This window comes from Cellulophaga omnivescoria, assembly GCF_027915275.1.
GTDB classification, from domain to species: Bacteria; Bacteroidota; Bacteroidia; order Flavobacteriales; family Flavobacteriaceae; genus Cellulophaga; species Cellulophaga omnivescoria.
Window position 1 is genome coordinate 385017 of record NZ_CP115819.1, and the last position, 19860, is coordinate 404876.

16 protein-coding genes are annotated in these 19860 nt (G+C 32.4%); 2 read left to right on the forward strand and 14 right to left on the reverse strand.

Annotated features, from left to right (window positions below):
• Positions 1-57: 57 nt before the first annotated feature.
• The gene (locus PBN93_RS01720; RefSeq protein WP_271081270.1) at positions 58-2790 is read left to right on the forward strand and encodes an outer membrane beta-barrel protein; all 2733 of its coding nucleotides are present in this window, start codon (positions 58-60) and stop codon (positions 2788-2790) included.
• A 43-nt stretch (positions 2791-2833) separates the two neighbouring features.
• Here the strand turns inward: PBN93_RS01720 and PBN93_RS01725 are convergent, their stop codons facing one another.
• From PBN93_RS01725 to PBN93_RS01790, 14 genes are all read right to left on the reverse strand, one after another.
• Positions 2834-3772, reverse strand: a complete 939-nt coding sequence (locus tag PBN93_RS01725) for a sugar phosphate isomerase/epimerase family protein (RefSeq protein ID WP_271081271.1) — start codon at positions 3770-3772, stop codon at positions 2834-2836.
• 12 nt (positions 3773-3784) lie between these two features.
• Positions 3785-4702: a hydroxypyruvate isomerase family protein gene (locus PBN93_RS01730; protein ID WP_271081272.1), complete on the reverse strand. Its 918-nt coding sequence runs from the start codon at positions 4700-4702 to the stop codon at positions 3785-3787.
• 20 nt (positions 4703-4722) lie between these two features.
• Positions 4723-5283, reverse strand: a complete 561-nt coding sequence (locus PBN93_RS01735) for a gluconate 2-dehydrogenase subunit 3 family protein (protein ID WP_271081273.1) — start codon at positions 5281-5283, stop codon at positions 4723-4725.
• The gene (locus PBN93_RS01740; RefSeq protein WP_271081274.1) at positions 5283-6995 is read right to left on the reverse strand and encodes a GMC oxidoreductase; all 1713 of its coding nucleotides are present in this window, start codon (positions 6993-6995) and stop codon (positions 5283-5285) included. Before PBN93_RS01740 ends, PBN93_RS01735 begins: the two co-directional genes overlap by 1 nt.
• Before the next feature lie 46 nt (positions 6996-7041).
• Positions 7042-8496: an arylsulfatase gene (locus tag PBN93_RS01745; protein WP_271081275.1), complete on the reverse strand. Its 1455-nt coding sequence runs from the start codon at positions 8494-8496 to the stop codon at positions 7042-7044.
• 166 nt (positions 8497-8662) lie between these two features.
• Positions 8663-10129, reverse strand: a complete 1467-nt coding sequence (locus PBN93_RS01750; protein WP_271081276.1) for a sulfatase family protein — start codon at positions 10127-10129, stop codon at positions 8663-8665.
• Between the two features lie 127 nt (positions 10130-10256).
• Positions 10257-11780, reverse strand: coding sequence for a sulfatase (locus PBN93_RS01755; protein WP_077402888.1), 1524 nt, complete (start codon positions 11778-11780; stop codon positions 10257-10259).
• 96 nt (positions 11781-11876) lie between these two features.
• Positions 11877-13292, reverse strand: coding sequence for a sulfatase (locus PBN93_RS01760; RefSeq protein WP_271081277.1), 1416 nt, complete (start codon positions 13290-13292; stop codon positions 11877-11879).
• 9 nt (positions 13293-13301) lie between these two features.
• Positions 13302-14708, reverse strand: coding sequence for a sulfatase (locus PBN93_RS01765; RefSeq protein WP_271081278.1), 1407 nt, complete (start codon positions 14706-14708; stop codon positions 13302-13304).
• Between the two features lie 11 nt (positions 14709-14719).
• Entirely contained in the window at positions 14720-16324 is a 1605-nt protein-coding gene (locus PBN93_RS01770; RefSeq protein ID WP_271081279.1) for a putative Ig domain-containing protein, read from the reverse strand.
• A gap of 241 nt (positions 16325-16565) precedes the next feature.
• Complete coding sequence (locus PBN93_RS01775; RefSeq protein ID WP_271081280.1) at positions 16566-16898, reverse strand: CCC motif membrane protein; 333 nt, start codon at positions 16896-16898, stop codon at positions 16566-16568.
• Between the two features lie 187 nt (positions 16899-17085).
• Complete coding sequence (locus PBN93_RS01780) at positions 17086-17877, reverse strand: hypothetical protein (RefSeq protein ID WP_271081281.1); 792 nt, start codon at positions 17875-17877, stop codon at positions 17086-17088.
• Positions 17878-17958: 81 nt separating this feature from the next.
• The gene (locus tag PBN93_RS01785) at positions 17959-18633 is read right to left on the reverse strand and encodes a DUF4253 domain-containing protein (protein ID WP_271081282.1); all 675 of its coding nucleotides are present in this window, start codon (positions 18631-18633) and stop codon (positions 17959-17961) included.
• 206 nt (positions 18634-18839) lie between these two features.
• The gene (locus PBN93_RS01790) at positions 18840-19220 is read right to left on the reverse strand and encodes a DoxX family membrane protein (RefSeq protein ID WP_271081283.1); all 381 of its coding nucleotides are present in this window, start codon (positions 19218-19220) and stop codon (positions 18840-18842) included.
• A gap of 113 nt (positions 19221-19333) precedes the next feature.
• On the opposite strand from PBN93_RS01790, the gene PBN93_RS01795 reads away from it, so the two are divergent.
• Positions 19334-19696, forward strand: coding sequence for a winged helix-turn-helix transcriptional regulator (locus PBN93_RS01795; protein ID WP_077402910.1), 363 nt, complete (start codon positions 19334-19336; stop codon positions 19694-19696).
• The last annotated feature ends 164 nt before the right edge of the window (positions 19697-19860 follow it).

The following is a 19860-nucleotide window of genomic DNA, read 5'->3' on the forward strand; positions in this document are numbered from 1 at the left end:
TACATACAACACTATATATTTGACCAAACCTTACCATAATTACAACCAAAAACAATTATGACAATTAACGTCTTTTATACCAAAGCATTTATTGTTTTATTATTACTTTTTACATCATTTGTAAGCTTAGCACAAACTAAAAATGGAATAATAGGCAAAGTTTTTGAAGAAAACAACCAACCAATTGAAGCTGCAACAGTTACATTACTTAACCCAAAAGATTCTACTTATATAGATTATACTATTACAAATACTACTGGTTATTTTAATTTAGATAAAGCAAAGGAAGGAAACTACATTTTACAAATCTCATCTATGGGGTTTGAGTCTTTTTTTAAGAATATTAATTATAATACAGATTTGCTAGACCTTAAAACAATTGTACTTAAAGAAGAGTCCTTTGCTTTAGACGGTATAACATTAACTGCTGTTGTACCCATACAAATAAAGCAAGACACTATAGCCTACAACGCAAACTCTTTTAAAACAAATCCTGATGATAATTTAGAAGAACTACTAACCAAACTACCTGGATTAGAAATTGATGCAGACGGAAATATTAATGCTCAAGGTAATGAAGTTGCCAAAATAATGGTAGATGGTAAAGAGTTTTTTGGTGGTGACCCATCTATTGTTTTAAAAAATTTATCTGCAGATGCTATTGCCAATATAGAAATTATAGATAAAAAAAGTGATGAGGCAGAACTTACAGGTGTAGATGATGGCAACAAGCAAATGGTAATAAATTTTACGCTTAAAAAAACAAAAAAGAATAATGGTTTTGGCAAAGTATCTGCCGGTATGGGTTTAGACAGTAAGTATTTTAGTAACCTTAATTACAATAAATTTACTTCTAAAACTCAGTTTTCTGTAATAGGCAAACTTAATAATATAAATATCACTGGCTCTAACATACAGGGCTTTTTAAAGAATGCAAATGGTATTGCAGATGAATCTGAAGATGAGGAAGATAACAACCAACAAAACAAAAGCTTAAGCGGGTATTTAAAAACTGGTGTTGCAGGTATAAATATTGGACACGAGTTTAAAGACAAAGAATCTTTAAACATAGATTTTTTTTACAACTTGTCTGATAATGAAGGAGTTTCTAACACAAAACGAATAAATTTTTCTAATAACTCTAATTTTGATTTTAGAACAGAAAATACTTTTAATAACAGCTCTAACAATTACAATCTAAATTTTGATTATAAAAACAAGTCTAACAAAAACAATAGCTTGTTAGTTAAAGGCAAATTTACCAAAGATAATATTGACTATACAACCAATAGAGATGGTTTTTATTTTAACGAGTTAAATGAATTAGCTACCTCTAATATACTGGCGTCAAATAATAAAAGAGATAAAAGCCTTGCAGACGTTACTATTAATTTTTACCAACGTTTGGCTAAACTTGGTCGTAGTTTTAATGTTGGATTAAGAACCACGGCTAACAACTCTAACAGGTTAAATAACCAAACAACATTAATTACCAGAAAACAAAATACAAATAGCCCAACTACTAGTAATATTGATGCCATTAGAGATGAAGGTTTTTCAACCACTATGGTAAACCTCAACTTTAAATATACAGAACCTTTGGGCAACAATAACTATATTAAACTAGAAACATATGTAAGAAACAGAACTAATAATGAAGATGTCCATCAATCTAAAACTACAATAAGTACAACTGCCAAAGACGAGTTGCTTGCTTACAAGTACAAGCATATAGAAAATAGCACGCAAACAAGACTGGTACACAGCTACAACCCAGACAAATTAAATACCTATGCTGCAATAGAATTACAAGAACTAAGCAGAACGTTTGGTGTACTAACAGAAGCAGATATAGTTTCTAGCAAATTGTATGTTAACCCTATGGCAAACATTGTTTACAAACCAGTTAGAGGTCAAAAATATAGACTGAATTACAGAAAAACGGTGCGCAACCCTAATAGTTTTCAGAGTTCTACTGTTATTAATGATATAAACCCATATAATATACGAAAAGGAAATCCTGACTTAAATGCAGAAAAAACAAATGCATTTACTATAAATACGGTAGTACATAACTTTAAATCTGACTTAAGTTTTAACACCCGGTTTGACTACCAAAACACAGCAGATGCAATTATTAGGAGTATTACCATAGATGACGATTATATAAGGACTATTAGTTACCAAAACAGTGGCAAAAAAGAACGTTTTAATAGCAACATAAGCTTTAGTCAAAAACTAAAAGATATTGGACTTAGGTATACTTTTAAAAACAAAAACACCTACACCAGTGCCAACTCTATTGTTAATTTACAAACCAATAAAGTAAAATCTACAGATATTATGTTAAGCCTACTTTTAGAAAACAATACTAAAAGTACTTTAGATGTTAAAGCTGGTGCAACATACAGCACTAACAATACCACTTTTTCTATAGAAAACAACTTAGACAGAAAATATACAAAACAGCAATACTTTGTAATGTTTGATAAGGACTTTACCAAAAAGCTTAGTTTTAACACACAGTTAGATTATCTTGTTTTTGTTGATGATAAATTTAAATCTAACCAAAAACTACCCCTGTGGAACTCAACTATCTCTTATGCTTTTTCTAAAAATAAAAGCAATATATTAAAATTAGTACTGATAGATTTATTAGATAAAAATATTAATATAGAAAGAAGAAGTACTATAAACTACTTTGAAGAAACAGAATCTGAAAGCCTAGGACGTTATATTATTTTAAGCTTTACGCATAAACTAAGAGGAACAAAAAAGAAGACTAAATAACAGGTATCTAGCCTTCTTTTTAAACTTAAAACAAACAATAATCTTACAGTTGTTTTGCTACTTTTAGCAACAAATCTTTTGTTTTTTGTACTCCTTCTTCTTCCGGTAATAAGGTACCTTCATACTCTATACCAACAAAACCAGTATATCCAGATTCTTTAACCAATTTCATTATTTTATAAAAATCTATATCAGCCTCTGTACCATCGGCAGCAAAATTTCTACTTTTAGCACTTACACCTTTTGCAAAGGGCAATAACTCTTTCATCCCTTTATATAGATCATAAGACTCTAAACAATTTTTATCTTTATCTTTTTTTATACAAAAATTACCAAAATCTGGTAACGTTCCGCAGTTAGTTAAAGCTACTTGCTTTATTACATTAGCGAGCCATACACCATCTGATGAAAAACCTCCGTGATTTTCTACAACTACATTTATGTTAGCGTCTTTGGCAAAATCTGCTAATGTTGCTAAAGAAGCTGCAGATGCTTTTGCTGCTTCTGTTTTATCTGTTCCACCTCTTAAGTCTACACGTACCGTTTTACATCCTAAAAAATGAGCCGCATCAATCCATTTGTAATGCTTTTCTATAGATTTTAATCGCTCTTTAGTTTCTGTATGAGCTAAACCACCTTCGCCACCTATCATTATTAGAACATTTTCTACACCAGCATCTGCTGCTCTAGAATTCATTTGCTTTAAGTACTCTTTATCTTTTGCTTTAGTTTTAAATAAGTTAGATACGTACTCTACACCTGTACAACCAAAACTTTGCGCTTTGGCAGCAAAATCTAAATGATCCATTTCTCCAGATTTAATAGCCCTATGAAAAGACCACTCTGCTAAAGACAATTTAAAAAATAAGTCAGATTCTGTTTTGGTAACAGGCATTCCTAAAACTGTACTTGGCAATAAACTACCCAAGGTAAGTAAAGCTCCTGTTTGTACAGATTTCTGTAAAAAGTTTCTTCTCTTCATTTTATACTGTTTTTACTTAAAGCTATCTACTTTTTTGTACGCTTCTATCACCGCTTTTTCGCCTTCTTTTCCGGGTTTAGAATTTCGGTGTTCCATTCCTAAAATACCTGTATACTCTTTATCATTTATAAACTTAAGCACATTAGTGTAATTTATTTCTCCTGTGGTAGGCTCATTACGCCCAGGATTATCTCCTATTTGCAGGTATGCAATCTCATCCCAACAAGCTTCCATATTTGGTATTAAATTACCTTCTTGTATTTGTTGATGGTAAATGTCAAACAAAATTTTACAAGACGGAGAATCTACAGCCTTACAAATATTATATGCCTGTGGAGAATCTGTTAAAAATGCCCCAGGATGATTAAAAAAGTTTAATGGCTCTAATACCATTGTTAAATTATGGGGTTCAAAAATAGCAGAAGCACGTTTTAGGGTCTCTACTACATTTGCTTCTTGATATCCTTCTTTTACTTTTTTAGCTGTATTTCCTGGCACCACTGTCATCCACTTAGCATTAACCCTTTTTGCAACCTCTACAGACTCTTTACAGTATTTTATAAAAGCTTCTTGTGCATTTTTATCTCCAGAAGCTACATTACCTTCTTTTAAAAAAACAGCTACAAAAACACCCATTTCTAAGCCTCTTTTTTGCATTGTTTTAGCCATTTTCTCTTGCAAGGCAACATCTCTTTTACGCATTGTATTATCTTCAAAAGCCGTAAAACCTTGGTCTGCAATAAAGTTTAATTGGTCTATTGGGTCTTTCCCTGCACTATTTTCAAACATTCCTATGTGTGGTGCATACTTTAAATTAAAAGTAGGTTTTACTATCTTCTGCTGCTTAGTTGCCGCGTAAACAACAGAACTCCCTAATGTTAATGCACTAGCAGACAAGGCAGACTTTTGTATAAAGTTTCTTCTTTTCATATAAGTTTAATTAGCATTGGTTAAATAGACCAAACTTTGCCTTTAGTTAATTTTTCTACACTATCACAAGCTATAAATTCTCCTGGAACAGGTAAATAGGCTAATACTTTTTCTCCCACATACTCATTGCATTTGTAGCCCCAAATAGTTAATTCTCTAATTTTTTTTGCAAAAGCATTTTCTTTTCCTTTAGCTTCTAAAAACTCACGCACAACAGGTTCTACATCTTCTTGTGTTAATTCTGCTTCTTCTTTTTTATTAGACTTAGTTAGTGCACTCTGTGCCATTGCATCTAGGGTCTTTTTAAAATCTTTTTGTTGTTTTGTATCCATAACATTCCCCACAAAACCATCTAAAAACACATGTACGTTTACTTCTGATGCAGACGGTGTATCGGTTTTTGGTAAAATAGAATCTACCACAAAAACCAAAGTACTACCCTGCGCTGCTGTAAAAAACGTTGGTGTCCAAACTTCTTTTTTCTTGTCTGTACAACTCTGTAATATGCTTACAAAAGTTGGCACGGCTACAACGTAGCCTAAAGACATTCCCATTTGCATTAATGCTTTTCTTCTGTCCATTATAAGTTTCCTTTTTTAAGTTCTTGTGCTGCGTGGTTTGCTGCTCTTGCGGTAAAAGCCATATAAGTTAAAGACGGATTTACACAACTTGCAGATGCCATAAAAGCTCCATCTGTGATATATACATTTGGTACAGCGTGTATTTGGTTGTGTGCATTAACTACAGATGTCTTTGGATCTTTTCCCATACGGGCTGTCCCCATTTCATGTATACCGTGTCCCATATTATACTTGCCATTTCTGGCTTTAATATCTTTAAAACCTGCTTTTTTAAGCATATCAGCTGCTTGGTTTACCATATCTTCTCTCATTTTATGCTCGTTATCTCTAATTTCTGCATCAAAATTTATTGTTGGTAAACCCCATTCGTCTAATTTATCATAATCTAAAAACATACGGTTATCTTGGTATGGTAGTATTTCTCCAAAACCGCCAATACCCATAACCCAGCCTCCAGGTTTTAAAATAGCATCCTTTAATGGTGCTCCCATTGTAAGTTCTGCCACGGCATCTTTCCAGCTTTTACGGCTAGCACTACCTTGGTAACCATAACCCCTTATAAAATTTTTACTGTTAGATGTACCTCCTAAATTTTTAAATCTAGGAATGTAAATACCACCAGGACGTCTTCCTTTATAATATTTATCTTCAAAACCATCTATAGTTCCACTAGCACCAGTTCCTAAATGATGATCCATAACGTTTCTTCCTACCTGGTCAGAGTCGTTTCCTAATCCGTTAGGAAAACGATCTGATTTAGATTGTAATAATATTGATGCCGTTGCCATTGAAGATGCACACAAGAAAATTACTTTAGCTTTAAAAATGTATTCTTCTTTTGATAACCTTTCTATAACTTTTACACCAGTTGCCTTTTTTGTATCTGCATCATAAATAACCTCAGACACAATAGAATCTGGTCTCAAGGTCATATTACCTGTACGTTCTGCTGCTGGCAAAGTAGATGAGTTACTGCTAAAATAGCCTCCAAAAGGGCAACCGCGTGTACAACGATTTCTAAACTGACACTTTGTACGTCCTTCAAATTTTTTATCTCCGGTAATGTGTGCTACTCTACCGGCGGTTACCACTCTACCATCCATATTTTTACCAACACCATCTCTAAAATGTTGTTCTACACAGTTGTGTTCCATCATAGGTAAAAACTGTCCGTCTGGCAATTGCGGTAATCCTAAATTTTCTCCAGACACACCAATGTACGTTTCTACTTTATCATACCAAGGAGCAATATCTTTATAACGTACAGGCCAGTCTACGCCGTGACCATCTTTAGCATTTGCTTCAAAATCTATCTCACTCCACCTATAACTATGCCTACCCCACATTATAGATCTACCACCAACGTGGTAACCACGTACCCAGTCAAAAGGTTTTGTCTCTGTATACGGGTGTTTTATATCATTTACAAACCAATTATTTACATCTGCATTATTTACACGCCCTGTTCTAGTTTGCTTTAATTGCTGTGCTTTTTGTTCTCTTGTTAATTTTCCTCCATTAGGAAAATCCCAATCATCTAAATGTGCTGTAGTATAATCTTTAATATGCTCTACCATTTTACCACGCTCTAGCACTAGTGTTTTTAAGCCGTTTTCACAAAGTTCTTTTGCTGCCCAACCGCCACTAATTCCAGTGCCTACAACAATAGCATCATAAAAATCTTGTTCCTCATTAAAATAAAATTTACTCATTATTTTTGGTTTTGTTTGGTATAGTTTGATGTATTTATAATCTGTTTTAGTTGATAGGAAAAACACTAGAATTTGTATGTGCAACCTTCATTATCTGCTGCATTTCTGCTACAATTTTTGGGTGTTTACTAGCTATATCATTACTTTCTGATGGATCTAATGCTAAATTATAAAGTTCCATTTTTCCGTCCTTATTAACATTATACACAACTGCTTTCCAATCTCCTCTTCTAACAGCTTTCCGTCCGTTTTTAATATTAAATTCCCAATATAAATATGGGTGTTGTTTTTGTTTCTTTTTTGATAAAAGCGTTGGTAAAAATGAAATTCCGTCTGTTGTACTTGGTGTTGGCACTGCTGCAACTTCTGCCAAAGTTGGCATTACGTCCCAAAATGCAGAAATATGGTTGGTAACAGTTCCTTTTTTTATTGTATTTGGCCAATAAGCTATAAATGGTGCTCTTATACCACCCTCATACAAATCTCTTTTAATACCTCTAAAACCTGCTGCACTGTTAAAAAATTCTGGATTTGCCCCACCAGCATCATGCGGACCATTATCACTTGTGAACATAATAATAGTATTTTCTTCTAGCCCTAACTCTTTTACCTTAACTACAATTTGGCCAACGTAAACATCCATCCTATCTACCATAGAGGCAAAAACAGCATACGGTGTTTTTTGTGTGCAGTACTTGTATTTTACAATATCAGGACCATAGTCAGACGAGTACTTGTCTTCTGCCGTATAAGGAACCTCTTTAAACTTACCTTTGTATTTAGCTAGTATAGAATCTTTAGGCGATATTAGCTCTGCATGCGGTAATACAAAAGGTACGTATGCAAAAAAAGGTTTGTCTTTATTATCCTCTATAAAATTAAGCGTAGCTTCCTGTATTTTATCTTGTGCATAGGTTTGTGTATTAATCCAGTTGTTACCTACTAAAAAATCTATTTCTTGATTGTGATTTAAGTACGGAGGATAATAGCGGTGCGCTAGTTTTTGATCATTGTAACCATAAAACTCATCAAAACCTTGGTTGTTTGGATCGCCGGTACCAAAACCTAAACCCCATTTGCCAAACATACCCGTTTTATAACCTGCTTGTTGCAACATTTCTGCAATGGTAAAAGCATTGTCAGGTAACGGAATTTGACCTTGTAAATCTTTCCCCGCTTCTTTATTACCACGAACAAATGTGTGTCCTGTATGTTGCCCAGTCATTAATGATGATCTAGATGGTGCGCAAACAGCAGAACCGCTGTAATGCTGTGTAAATTTTATTCCGTTTGCAGCAAGGGCATCTATATTTGGTGTTTTAATTTTTTGTTGACCGTAAGTACTTAAATCTCCATAACCCAAATCATCTGCCATTATATAAATGATATTGGGTTTCTTTTTGTTTTTTTTAGATTGGCCAAATACGGTTGTGCTAAAAAACAGAAAAGCACTAATAACAGGCAGAAGTAAAAGTTTAAAGTTAGTTGTAAGCTGAAGCATAATCTTATTTGGTTTTAATAAAATAAAATTCATTAAAAACAGTAAAAAATGTGTGCTCCTTAATAAATAGTTTGTAGTTCTACGTATAATAACTACTAAATACAAAAAAGCACCAAAAAAAGAAATACGATCTTTTTTTGGTGCCTACAGAAACTAAAAAACTTTATTATTCTAAAATGTAAGCACTGCCATTGCTACCATCTAAACCTGGTTCTTTATACTTAATTAACTGCGATAGTAACTCTTTTTGCATTTTATCTCTTATTGTTTTATAAGCTTTATTATTATAAAAATTGATAAGCTCATCTGGATCCTTTTCTAGATCAAACAAATATGGTTTTTCTTTTTTGTCTAACACCAGTTTATATCTATCTGTAACACCAGTAACCCACCAGCCACCGCTTTTTGCGTAATAGGTTAACCTGTCTGCATCTGTAATCTCATTTTTAGTACTTAAAAAATCTTTTGATGTGTCTGTTCCATGAAATGATGCATTTGTACTTACATTCATTAAACTTAAAATAGTTGGTGTAAAATCTACATTAGTATATGCTGTATTAATTACTTTACCTGCTTTAATTTTTTCTGGATATCTAATTACAAAAGGGATTCTTGCAGAAGCCTCGTAAGGTACGCCTTTGTTTCTACGGTTGTGTTCAAAAAACATATCTCCGTGGTCTGATGTAAATACAATTATTGTATTTTTTTCTAAATTATTCTCCTTTAAAAACTTTAAAATACGCCCAACACTATCATCTATATGACTCACCATACCAAAGTATTGTTTTAAAGCCTCTTTTTGTTTCTGAAACGATTTTTTTCCTACTGCCTCATTTGCATCTTTGCTACCTCCTGCCCAAGATGGTTTTATTGCTGTATACTCTGGAGCCATTGTTTTTGGTGCTTGTATATTTAAATCTTTATACATTGTATTGTATGGCGGCTTGGCATAATCTGGTGTGTGCGGATCTGGTATAGAAAGCATTAATGCAAACGGTTTGTTTTTATCCCTTTCTAAAATCTCTAACGTTTTATCTGTAAAATAATCTGTTAAATGTATTACCTCATCTGCAGGTAATTTAGCTGCTACTTTTTCATTAATTCCTTTAACTCCGTTTGGTGTTAGCTGAAAATAAGGAGCGTGACCACCGCGCATCATATACCTATTATCATCAAAACCAGCTTTGTATTTAATCCCAAAAGTATACTTATCATGACCTGCCAAATGCCATTTACCCACATAAGATGTTGCATACCCTTTATCTTTTAAAATTGTAGCAAATGTTGGTATATCTTCACTAATATGCAATCCGTTTTTTGGTGCGCCAGTTGCTTGCGGATACAGACCACTTACTAATGATGCTCTAGAAGGTGTACACACAGGAGAAGAAGCATAATAACTAGTACAAATTGCACCTTCATCTGCAATTTTATCAATATTTGGAGTGTTAGAATTATTGCCTTTTCCCCAAATAAATGCTTGGTCTTCTGGTAATAGCTTTTGATAGCAACTTAAGGTTCTAAAATTATGCTCATCTGTGTGTATAATAATTAAATTAGGCTTTTTCTGCGCCATACTGTTTGCAACAAAAACCAATGTTGCTGCACTAAATAATATCTGTTTTATATTCATTTTTGGTTTTTTAAATTTAATAAAAGTCTTAAATACATTTGTGTTCCGCGTAAGGGTTACGTTAAAAAAAAATAGTCTTATCTAACATTTTTTTAAAAAAATTATATTTACTAAAAGTAATTTACTATTAGTACAATTGATCTAAATTTCTGCTTGATTTAATTGTAGGATCTGCAGGTGCATCTACGTAATTTTTCATTTTTTTAAATCGAAGTTTACTAGACTTTTTTCTTTTTAAAGGCACCCATTTTTTTAAATTGGTTACAATTTGGGTGTACTTTTTATTTGTAATTAAGTTTTCCCATTCTAACGGATCTTCTTCAATATTGTACAACTGCTCTGTGCCATTTACAGTTACCATATAATGCCATTTTCCTTTTAAAACAGAGGTGCCATCTTGGGTAATTGTTATCCCCGGATATTCCCAATCTGCTTTCGGATTTTCTAAAATTTTAGAAAAACTATGACCATCTAAGTTTTTCTTTTCTGGTAATTTACTTAATTCTATTAAAGTAGGATACAAGTCTATTAAGCTTACATTTTGGTCTACTACAACTGCCTTTTTCATACCAGGTATGCGCACAAACAATGGTGTTTTAACTGCTTCTAGCCAAGTAGTATTTTTAAGGTATCGTTGTTTTTCTCCCAAATGCCAACCGTGATCTCCCCAAACCACAACAATAGTATTGTTAGCATACTTGCTTTCTTCTAAAGCATCTATAACAATTCCTAAGCAAGCATCTACATAAGATATGCTTGCTAAGTATGCCCTAGTTGCTTCTTTTTCTAGTGCGTGTTTTTTAATCCATTTATATTCCCCTGTAGGCTTATATGCCATTTTGCCATCTGTAGTTAAAATATCATCTAAGTCGTTTTCGTTTACCACTGGTGGTACAACCTCATCTAACTTATATAAATTAAAAAACTCTTGTGGCACAATCCAAGGTAAATGCGGTTTAATAAAACCTACACCCATAAAAAACGGTTTATCAAAATCTCTTTGTAATTGTGTTTTTGCCCAATCTGCTACATTATAATCTACGGTTTCCTCAAAAGCATCTGTAGTTGGTCCCCAACTTAGTTTACTCTCTTTACTTGCAAAATCTGCATTGCGCTTACCATTAATAATACCTGCTTTAGAGGAAGTGTATAACTTTTTGTTTACAGGATCATTATTATACCTACGAGCACGTGCAAACTCATTAAAAGCCCAATGACCAAAATCTGTTCCGTTTGCAGTACCGTGTTTATGAAATATTTTGCCGTTTGCTAATGTATGGTATCCATTTTTAGAAAAATATTCTGGCAGTGTTGCATTTACTTTTACTATATCTGAATACAACATATTATGCGCATTACCATACACACCAGATGTACTTGGCAAAAAACCAGATAATAATGCCGACCTAGATGGTCCGCAAATTGGAGCTGCGCAAACCGCATTTTTAAACACCATTGCACCCTTTTTGGTAAACTTATCCATATTAGGTGTTTTAGCTTGTTTGTTGCCCGATAAGGGAGATACCCAGTCATTAATATCATCTATAGCTACAAATAATATATTAGGCTGTTGTTTTTGCTTTTGTGCTGTAATAGTTCCTAAAAAAAGCAACAGTATAAATGTGCTAAAAATTGTAGTTCGTTTTTTCATTTTAGTAAGTATTATTGTATAGTCACAAAATAAATCAGAAATAAAAAAAATAATGTCTGCCTTAGTATAACAATTGTATGTTTAGGTATTAATGCTCTATTTTAACTTTGTCTTTAATTCTTTTCTAAACTGCTCTAAAATTATTTTACTAGATTTTTCTTGGGCAATATTAACCCATTCATTAGGGTCTGTATTATGGTTATACAACTCTTCAAAACCATCTGGATACACAGTGTATCTGTACGTACTGTTACGCAAAGAGTGCATATTTTTTGCCTTTGTAGTTAAGGCTGTAAAATTCCAATTTGCGTTAGGGTTGCTTAGGAGTTTTACCAAACTATTACCTTCTAAATCTTTTTTCTTTGGCAAGTTAGCAATGTCTACTAAAGTTGGGTAAACATCTAAAAGAGATACAATTTTTGTACTTATACCTACATTTTTATTTCTTGGATCTACAATTAACAATGGTGTTTTTGCTGCACGCTCCCATAAAACGTTTTTAGACCAATGTTGTTTTTCGCCTAAGTGCCAACCGTGATCTCCCATTAACACAACAATTGTATTATTTGCATAAGCACTATTTTGCAATGCGTTTAGCAAATAACCTACACAAGCATCTGCAAAAGAAATATTAGCTAAGTATGCCCTAACCGCTTCTTTCCACTTATTAGTTTCTAATAAAGACGCGTGCACGCCTTTTTTTGCCATATTATTTCCTATGCGTCCAACATCATTTAAATCGTTTTCTAAAACTACAGGTAATTTAATGTCATCTAAATTGTACAGATCAAAATACTTTTTAGGTACATACCAGGGTAAATGAGGTTTAAAAATACCACAGGCAACAAAAAAGGGTTTTGTATGCTTTTGCGTAATAAAGTCCGCACAATATTGAGCCGACTTAAAGTCATTATTATCTTGGTCTTGTGTGTCTGTTGCAGCCCAATCAAAAGATCTTAAAAACGAACCTTTTACTCCGTGTTTTTTTAATTTTAAATTGTGAGAATGGCGGTCTTTTACATCTGGGTAAACCGTGCCTGCATTGCCTATTTTTTCTTGTTGAAAAGAGCCAGGATCACTCCCCTCTTTTGGGTCTTTACTACCACCTCTTGCATTATGAAAAATTTTGCCAGCCGCAGCAGTTTCATATCCATTCTGCTCAAAATACTGTGGTAGAGTAACTGTGTTTTTAAAACCTTTTATTTCTCTAAAAATCTCATTATTACCATAAACACCCGTAGTATTTGGTTGGTAGCCTGTTAAAATGCTAGTTCTAGATGGGTTACATAATGGCGCAGAACAATAGGCATTTTTAAATACAACACCCTTTGCTGCCAAAGCATCTATATGAGGTGTAATTGCTTGTTGGTTACCACCAAAAGCACCAACCCAATCATTAAGGTCGTCTACCATTATAAATAAAACGTTGGGTTGTTTTTTGTTATTTTGAGCTGTTAGTACATTGCTAATAAGCAACATAAAAACCAAGCTAATTGTAATTCTCTTTTTCATCTCTTTTAATTATTTAACTCTTAAGTTTGCTTTTGCAGCATTATAATTAGGATTTTTATGCATCATTTGTGCTCCAACAGATACTCGCCATTTTTCTAATTTCTTTTTTAATTTACGCACCTTGGCTACATTGGTATTTGCAAGGTTTGTTGTTTCATTAGGGTCTATAGCTAAGTTGTACAACTCTAATTTTCCGTCTTCAAAAAACTCTAATAATTTCCAATTGTTATTTACAATAGATCCGTAAGGTTTTGTTCTGTGATAGTGTGGATAATGCCAAAACAAACTTTTTCGTTTTAATTTACTTTTTGCACCAGTAAGTATTGGTAAAAAAGATTCGCCATCTATTTCTTTAGCATTATAATTTGTTACACCAACCATATCTAAAATTGTTGGGTAAAAATCTATACCCATAATAGGCACATTAGATCTACTGCCAGGTACTATATTATTGGTCCATTTTACTAATAAAGGCTCTCTTACTCCGCCTTCATAAGCATAACCCTTGTACCCTCTTAAACTGTTTGTTGTAGCATCATAATTCCCGCCATTATCTCCTGTTAAAATAACAATGGTATTATCTGCTATACCAAGCGTATTTAACTTGTTTAGTATTTTACCAACACTAACATCTAACCTTTCTACCATTGCAGCCCTAGTTGCACTAACATATTCGTTTTTAGTATTTACAAAAGTGTTAGATTTTTTCTTGTATTTTTTTACCGTAGCCTTAGGTGCCATAACCGGACCGTGTATTGTGTAATATGAAAAGTATAGTAAAAAAGGATCTTTTTTAGATACCGTATCTAAATACGTTATTGCTGCGTTGGTTAACTTGTCGGTTAAAAAATCGTTTTTTTTACCATTATCTAAATTAGGCATATCAAAAGGAGAAAAATATTTACCTCTACCTTTAGGTTGTCCCCATTCTCTGCCACCAACGTTAATATTAAAACCGTGATTTGTTGGGTAATGCTCATTAAAATTTTGATTGTTTGTAGGCATTAAATGCCATTTGCCAAAAAAGGCAGTTGAGTAGCCTTGCTCTTTTAACACCTCTGGCAGTAATTTTTCTTTATGTGCTAATTGCTTATTCCAGTCTGGCACTGCTAATTTAGCATACGCATAATTATGACCACCAATCCAGTCTGTTAAGTGTAGTTTTGCTGGGTATTTACCTGCTAAAATTGCGGCTCTACTAGGTGAACATACTGTACTAGCTGCATAGCCGTTTGTAAAGAGCATTCCTTGCTTACTTAGCTTATCTATATTGGGAGTCTCGTTAAATGTTGCACCATAACAGCCAAAATCTCCCCAACCAACATCATCTACAAGTAAAAAAACAATGTTAGGTTTACTTGTTTGGGAAAACAAAACTAATGGTAAAAAATAAAGTATAACTGCTATTACTTTCATACAAACTGTTGTTATTTAATAGCTGTAACTTTTACAAATATTACACCGTGTGATGGTACCATTGCTGCAAAACTATTGGTAAAATTACCTACATCTTTTTGCCTCCATACATCTCTTACCAACTGTTCTCCTTTTAAACCTAATTTATCCCAATTAACAGTAATAGCTTGTTCTTTTTCTTTTAGGTTAAAAAGACCTATTGCTTTACTACCGTCTGATAATTCTTTAACTACAATCTCCATTGTATTATCATAAAACACTGTTTTTCCTGGTATGGCGGTAGCATCTTGATGAATTGCCAAAACCTCTGAATTGGTTACCAAATTAACCGTAAACTTATCCATAGTTTCTATTGGGCAACCTATAAGCAAAGGTGCTGCCCATAAAGACCAAAGTGATACGTGCGAGTATTGCTCATCTGCAGTTAAACGGGAAGGTTGCGGATTTTTACTTCTTGTATTTAATTCCCCAATAACCAACATATCCGGATCTGGAAAATGGCCAGGAGCACCTGCAAACCCATTTTTCATCCACTCTCTTTGCGCTACCCATTCATCTCTAATACTTTTATGACTGCCTTTACCATCCCAACGGTCTTTTAAATCACCGTAAGTTCTAAAGCAATTTACATACTTACCAAAAAGCGCTGCATTTTTAATTGGTGCTGTATTACTTAAAGAGTACACAATGTCTCTATTACTTTTTTGTAGTGCATTGGCCATACGTTTGGTACTTTCTGCATCATTAGGATTCCAATCATACTTTAAATAATCTATACCCCAATCTGTCCATTGTGCAACATCATTATCATCAAAAGTATATTTAGCAACTCTTGTATAAGTGCGTTTCTTTTTTAGTTTTTTGTCGTTCATTGTTTGATCCCAATATCCGTCTTCTGTATCACTAGAACCACCTATATAACCTGCATATGTAGTTACCCACGGAGATGAATAAATACCAACTTTTAATCCCATTTTATGAATTTTACTGGTCATTGCATACATATTTGGAAACTTTATAGAATCTGCTAATATGCCATTGTGTTTACCACCCCTATGAGATTGCCAACCATCGTCTAAATTAATATAGCTCCACCCATAATTTGCCAGGCCTTTGTTAACCATTGCTTGCGCAGAGGCAATTACATTTTTTTGTGTAACATTGGGTCCCCAACAGTTCCAGCTGTTCCAACCCATAGGCGGAGTTAAGCTAATAGTTTTGCCAACTACAATTTTAAAGTTTCTTTTTTGTTCTCCTTTTTTATTTTTTGCTACAAAGGTTAAATCATATTCTTTAGCTGTGCTATCTTTTATAACACCATTAATTATGCCTTTTTCTGTATCTAATTTTAACCCTGCCGGTAAACCTTTAACTGCAAACTCCATAGGTCTTTTACCTGTAACTGGTATAGTATATAAAAACTGAGAACCCGGACGTACACCAAATACTTGTGGCCCGTTAATATTAGGACTAGCGCTTGCCTTAGGTGTTAAAATATACTTCCCTTTTGGGTTTTTAGGTTGATATATTTTTTGATCTGTTGCAGAGTTACAAGAAATAATTAGAGCAAAAGATATTAATAAACATAGAGTATTGGAGTATAAGGTGTTTATCATTTTTGGTTTGTTTAAAATTGGTATTGCTAAGTAACAAATAAGCAGAGGCGTAAATGTTTCTCTTAGTCAAAATTTTGTAGTTGTTAGTGCATAAAAAAACGTGCCTGTATTTATCTACAGGCACGCTTTTACAAGTTATAGAGATTGTTTTATTAAATTTTTAGCTGTAATTTATTATTTGTTAGATTTTTACAACAAATAAAATAACCATATACTTTGTTTTTTATTTGTTGTTTTTTGTTTATATACCATTGTTTTGCAATCCATCATTCCACCTTCTAACAAATTCATCAGACCAGGCGTCCCACCCTATTGTGGCTAATGTCCAAATGGTAATACCCACAACAATTAAATTAATTATTAATCCAACAATTGCTATAATTTTTCCTTTCTTTATTTTAGCGATATTAGTATACGCATTGGGATTTTGTTTATATTTTTTTTCAGATTTTTTAGCTAATATGTATGAAATTGAAGCAAAAACAATTGTAATTCCTCCAAAACAAAATAATGTGCAACTCAATATTGCTAAAGTGTAAATTAGTTTTTCATTTGGTAATTTAGTTTTCTCCATATTTTTACTGGTTATGTTGGTATTTAGTTATTTTATAAAAATTAGTTCTTTAATTAGTATTCATCTAAATCAAGAATAAAAATGGTTATGTATAATATTATCCAAGTTAACAAATAAAAAATTTTACTCTAAAAAAATAATATCATATTAAAACTAATACTTACGTATTATAATTGTAATAAATTATTTACCATTTTTTTCCTTCGTAAAATTCATTTTTAACAAAATTGTAATCAACAAAAAAGCCTGCTTTTAAATTTGGATGTTTCTCTTTTAATTCGGTTCTTTTACGGTCTGGCATTCTCCAATGTGCATCAAGTCTTTCTAAATTTTTCATTTCTAAAATTACATCATAAGATTTATCTCTTATTGATGTTGTAGACATATCCAAATGCTTTAGTTGATTAAGCCTTTTAAAGGGGACTAAACTATGAAGTATTAAGTTTTTTGGAGCACTAAAATCTCCTCCTATACAAAGCCCCGTTAATTCTGTAATATCTCCTATAGTTTCATAATTTTCTACTTGAAAACAATTTTCAATTGTTAGCCTTCTCAATTTGTTTAACTTTTTTAAAGCCGACACATCTTTAAGCTTGCTAAATGATTGAAGAGATAATGACGATAAATTACTAAGTTTTGAAATAGAATTAATGTTTTGAACTGTTGATGTCCAAAAAAATAAAGTTTTAAGGTTTTTCATTTTACAAATAGCCTCAAAATACTCCTGGTTAACTCTATGTCTTATACTTAAGCTTGTAATATTATCTAACTTCGGGAGTAGTTCAATCCATTTGTTTTCCAGTTCATCCCTATGCTTTTTAGAAACAGATTCTGGGAAATCCATTGCCAATGTAGAGATATGAAGTTTTTTAAAATCTGAAATATTATTAGGTATTTCTTGACAAGTTAATTCTACATCAGTCTTGCCCTCAACATCATATAGGTAACAAAGTTTATTTCTATCTGGGGCATTTTTCATAATTTTTAAAAAAGTTTTTTACAACAGTAAGTTACAAAGTTAAAGTTAATGCTTTTTTGCTTTTTATGTAGGTCCTTTAACTTAATCCCACCATAAGAACAGTCGTTTTTCTTCTCTAATTATTCTTTCAAGTTCACTTAATTCTCCAACTCCTTGGTCTACTGAGTCTGGACAAAAGTCATAAACTTCTGTTGCAAATGCAGTAACATCAATAATATCTTTATTAAATGTTAAGTGAACCCAGTCATAATCAGCCCCTAGTATTTCAATTCCATATTTCTTATCCCAAACTTTAAGCTTTGCTATATCATCTTTGTTCTCTACATCAAAATTGATTCCATCGGTTTTTTGAACTCTAAGAATATCAAACTTGTTCATTGATTTAATTACGGAAACGGTTGAAAGGCTTTGATATCCCATTTCAGATAAAAATAATTGATAACCTTTACTTTGCAATTCTCCCCGATTTTCTAGAATAATTTTGTACGCCTGATTTTCGGATGTTTTAAATGAAACACCATTTAACTTTTTAATTCCAGTTTTATTTTGCTTGCCATTTTTATCCATAACATATCCAGGTTCGGATATTTCAAATTGGAAAAACTCATCAGTTATTGATTTTTTTAATTCAGACAAAATTTCCTTATCAAAGCCTATATTTTTAAACAATAATAATTCGGTTTTTGAAAAATTTACTGAATCCTGTACGCAACCAAAGAGAATTATTAATAATAGACCGTAAATAAATTGTTTCATAATGTTTAATGATGTTGTTTAAATAGCAAATAACAGTTTTGTAAATGAGTAGTAGCAGATTTTTGGTAGCTATTTCTTCGGTTTTACGTAGACTATAAATATACAAAAAAGCCATTGATGAATAATTAACTCAGCAATGGCTTATAATAATTTGGCGGTAATGTTTTTTATTACTTCCTGCCCATAAAATAGAATCAACTTTTTTTCTAATCACCTTTTATAATTGGTTGGTATTTATACAAGTTAACAACAATTACCCAAATATTAATAGCAAATAGTATTAATGCTACTCCAATTCCTGCTAGGTCGTGTACTAAATGATGAACAAATATCCCTACCATAACAGGAAGAATTACTAACGCCCCTAGTGCTCTTGTCTTAGGTATTGCAATTAAAGCACCTCCTATGATTTCAATAATTGCTACAAGCGGAAAAATCCATTTTATAGCCATAAATCCGGCCATAACTTGCATCATTTCTTCAGACATTTTGGGCATAGGCATATAGTTTAAGAATTTGTTTAACCCTGAATTAACCATCATTAATCCAAATAAAATACATAAAGCTGTAAAAATCTTGTTTTTCATTTTTCAATTGTTGTTATTACTAATATTGTAAAATTAACTATTTTTGATTACCATTAGTAATCAGCTACCTATAGGTAATCAGTTACTTTAAGGTAATCATTAAATTAGTAGAGATGAAAAAAAAGGAACATAAGGAGTGTATGTCTGCTTTGCTACCTGTAAGAGACACTTTAGATGTAATTGGAGGAAAATGGAAACTTTTAATTTTAATTTCAATTTGGGAAGGAAATAAGCACTTTAGAGAAATAGAGCGAAGTATTCCAAAGTTGAGCACCAAAGTTTTATCAAAAGAATTGAAGGATTTGGAAGAACATCAGTTAATTACAAGAACTGTTTTAAACGGTTTTCCTGTTAGAACAGAATATAAGCCTACAGAGCATTCTAAAACACTGGAAAAGGTCATTTTTGAATTGCATAATTGGGGTATCCATCACAGAAAAAAAATTTTTGGAAATAAGTCAATTTCAAATAATTGAGTTAGTACGTAATGTAAAACCGGATTACATTACCCCTAACGTATTTAAATAAGCTTATTACAGGATTAAATTAGTATTTAATTTAGGATTAAGCTCTTAGCCATCCCGAGGTTTAGGGATTTATTTTGTTTTAATTTTTCTCTTTTTAAAAGCCAAATTTAAAA

Bases quoted from the DNA above. Each gene is read 5' to 3' on its own strand.
- PBN93_RS01720 (WP_271081270.1), top strand. From the start codon at position 58: ATGACAATTAACGTCTTTTATACCAAAGCATTTATTGTTTTATTATTA.
- PBN93_RS01725 (WP_271081271.1), bottom strand. From the start codon at position 3,772: ATGAAGAGAAGAAACTTTTTACAGAAATCTGTACAAACAGGAGCTTTA.
- PBN93_RS01730 (WP_271081272.1), bottom strand. From the start codon at position 4,702: ATGAAAAGAAGAAACTTTATACAAAAGTCTGCCTTGTCTGCTAGTGCA.
- PBN93_RS01735 (WP_271081273.1), bottom strand. From the start codon at position 5,283: ATGGACAGAAGAAAAGCATTAATGCAAATGGGAATGTCTTTAGGCTAC.
- PBN93_RS01740 (WP_271081274.1), bottom strand. From the start codon at position 6,995: ATGAGTAAATTTTATTTTAATGAGGAACAAGATTTTTATGATGCTATT.
- PBN93_RS01745 (WP_271081275.1), bottom strand. From the start codon at position 8,496: ATGCTTCAGCTTACAACTAACTTTAAACTTTTACTTCTGCCTGTTATT.
- PBN93_RS01750 (WP_271081276.1), bottom strand. From the start codon at position 10,129: ATGAATATAAAACAGATATTATTTAGTGCAGCAACATTGGTTTTTGTT.
- PBN93_RS01755 (WP_077402888.1), bottom strand. From the start codon at position 11,780: ATGAAAAAACGAACTACAATTTTTAGCACATTTATACTGTTGCTTTTT.
- PBN93_RS01760 (WP_271081277.1), bottom strand. From the start codon at position 13,292: ATGAAAAAGAGAATTACAATTAGCTTGGTTTTTATGTTGCTTATTAGC.
- PBN93_RS01765 (WP_271081278.1), bottom strand. From the start codon at position 14,708: ATGAAAGTAATAGCAGTTATACTTTATTTTTTACCATTAGTTTTGTTT.
- PBN93_RS01770 (WP_271081279.1), bottom strand. From the start codon at position 16,324: ATGATAAACACCTTATACTCCAATACTCTATGTTTATTAATATCTTTT.
- PBN93_RS01775 (WP_271081280.1), bottom strand. From the start codon at position 16,898: ATGGAGAAAACTAAATTACCAAATGAAAAACTAATTTACACTTTAGCA.
- PBN93_RS01780 (WP_271081281.1), bottom strand. From the start codon at position 17,877: ATGAAAAATGCCCCAGATAGAAATAAACTTTGTTACCTATATGATGTT.
- PBN93_RS01785 (WP_271081282.1), bottom strand. From the start codon at position 18,633: ATGAAACAATTTATTTACGGTCTATTATTAATAATTCTCTTTGGTTGC.
- PBN93_RS01790 (WP_271081283.1), bottom strand. From the start codon at position 19,220: ATGAAAAACAAGATTTTTACAGCTTTATGTATTTTATTTGGATTAATG.
- PBN93_RS01795 (WP_077402910.1), top strand. From the start codon at position 19,334: ATGAAAAAAAAGGAACATAAGGAGTGTATGTCTGCTTTGCTACCTGTA.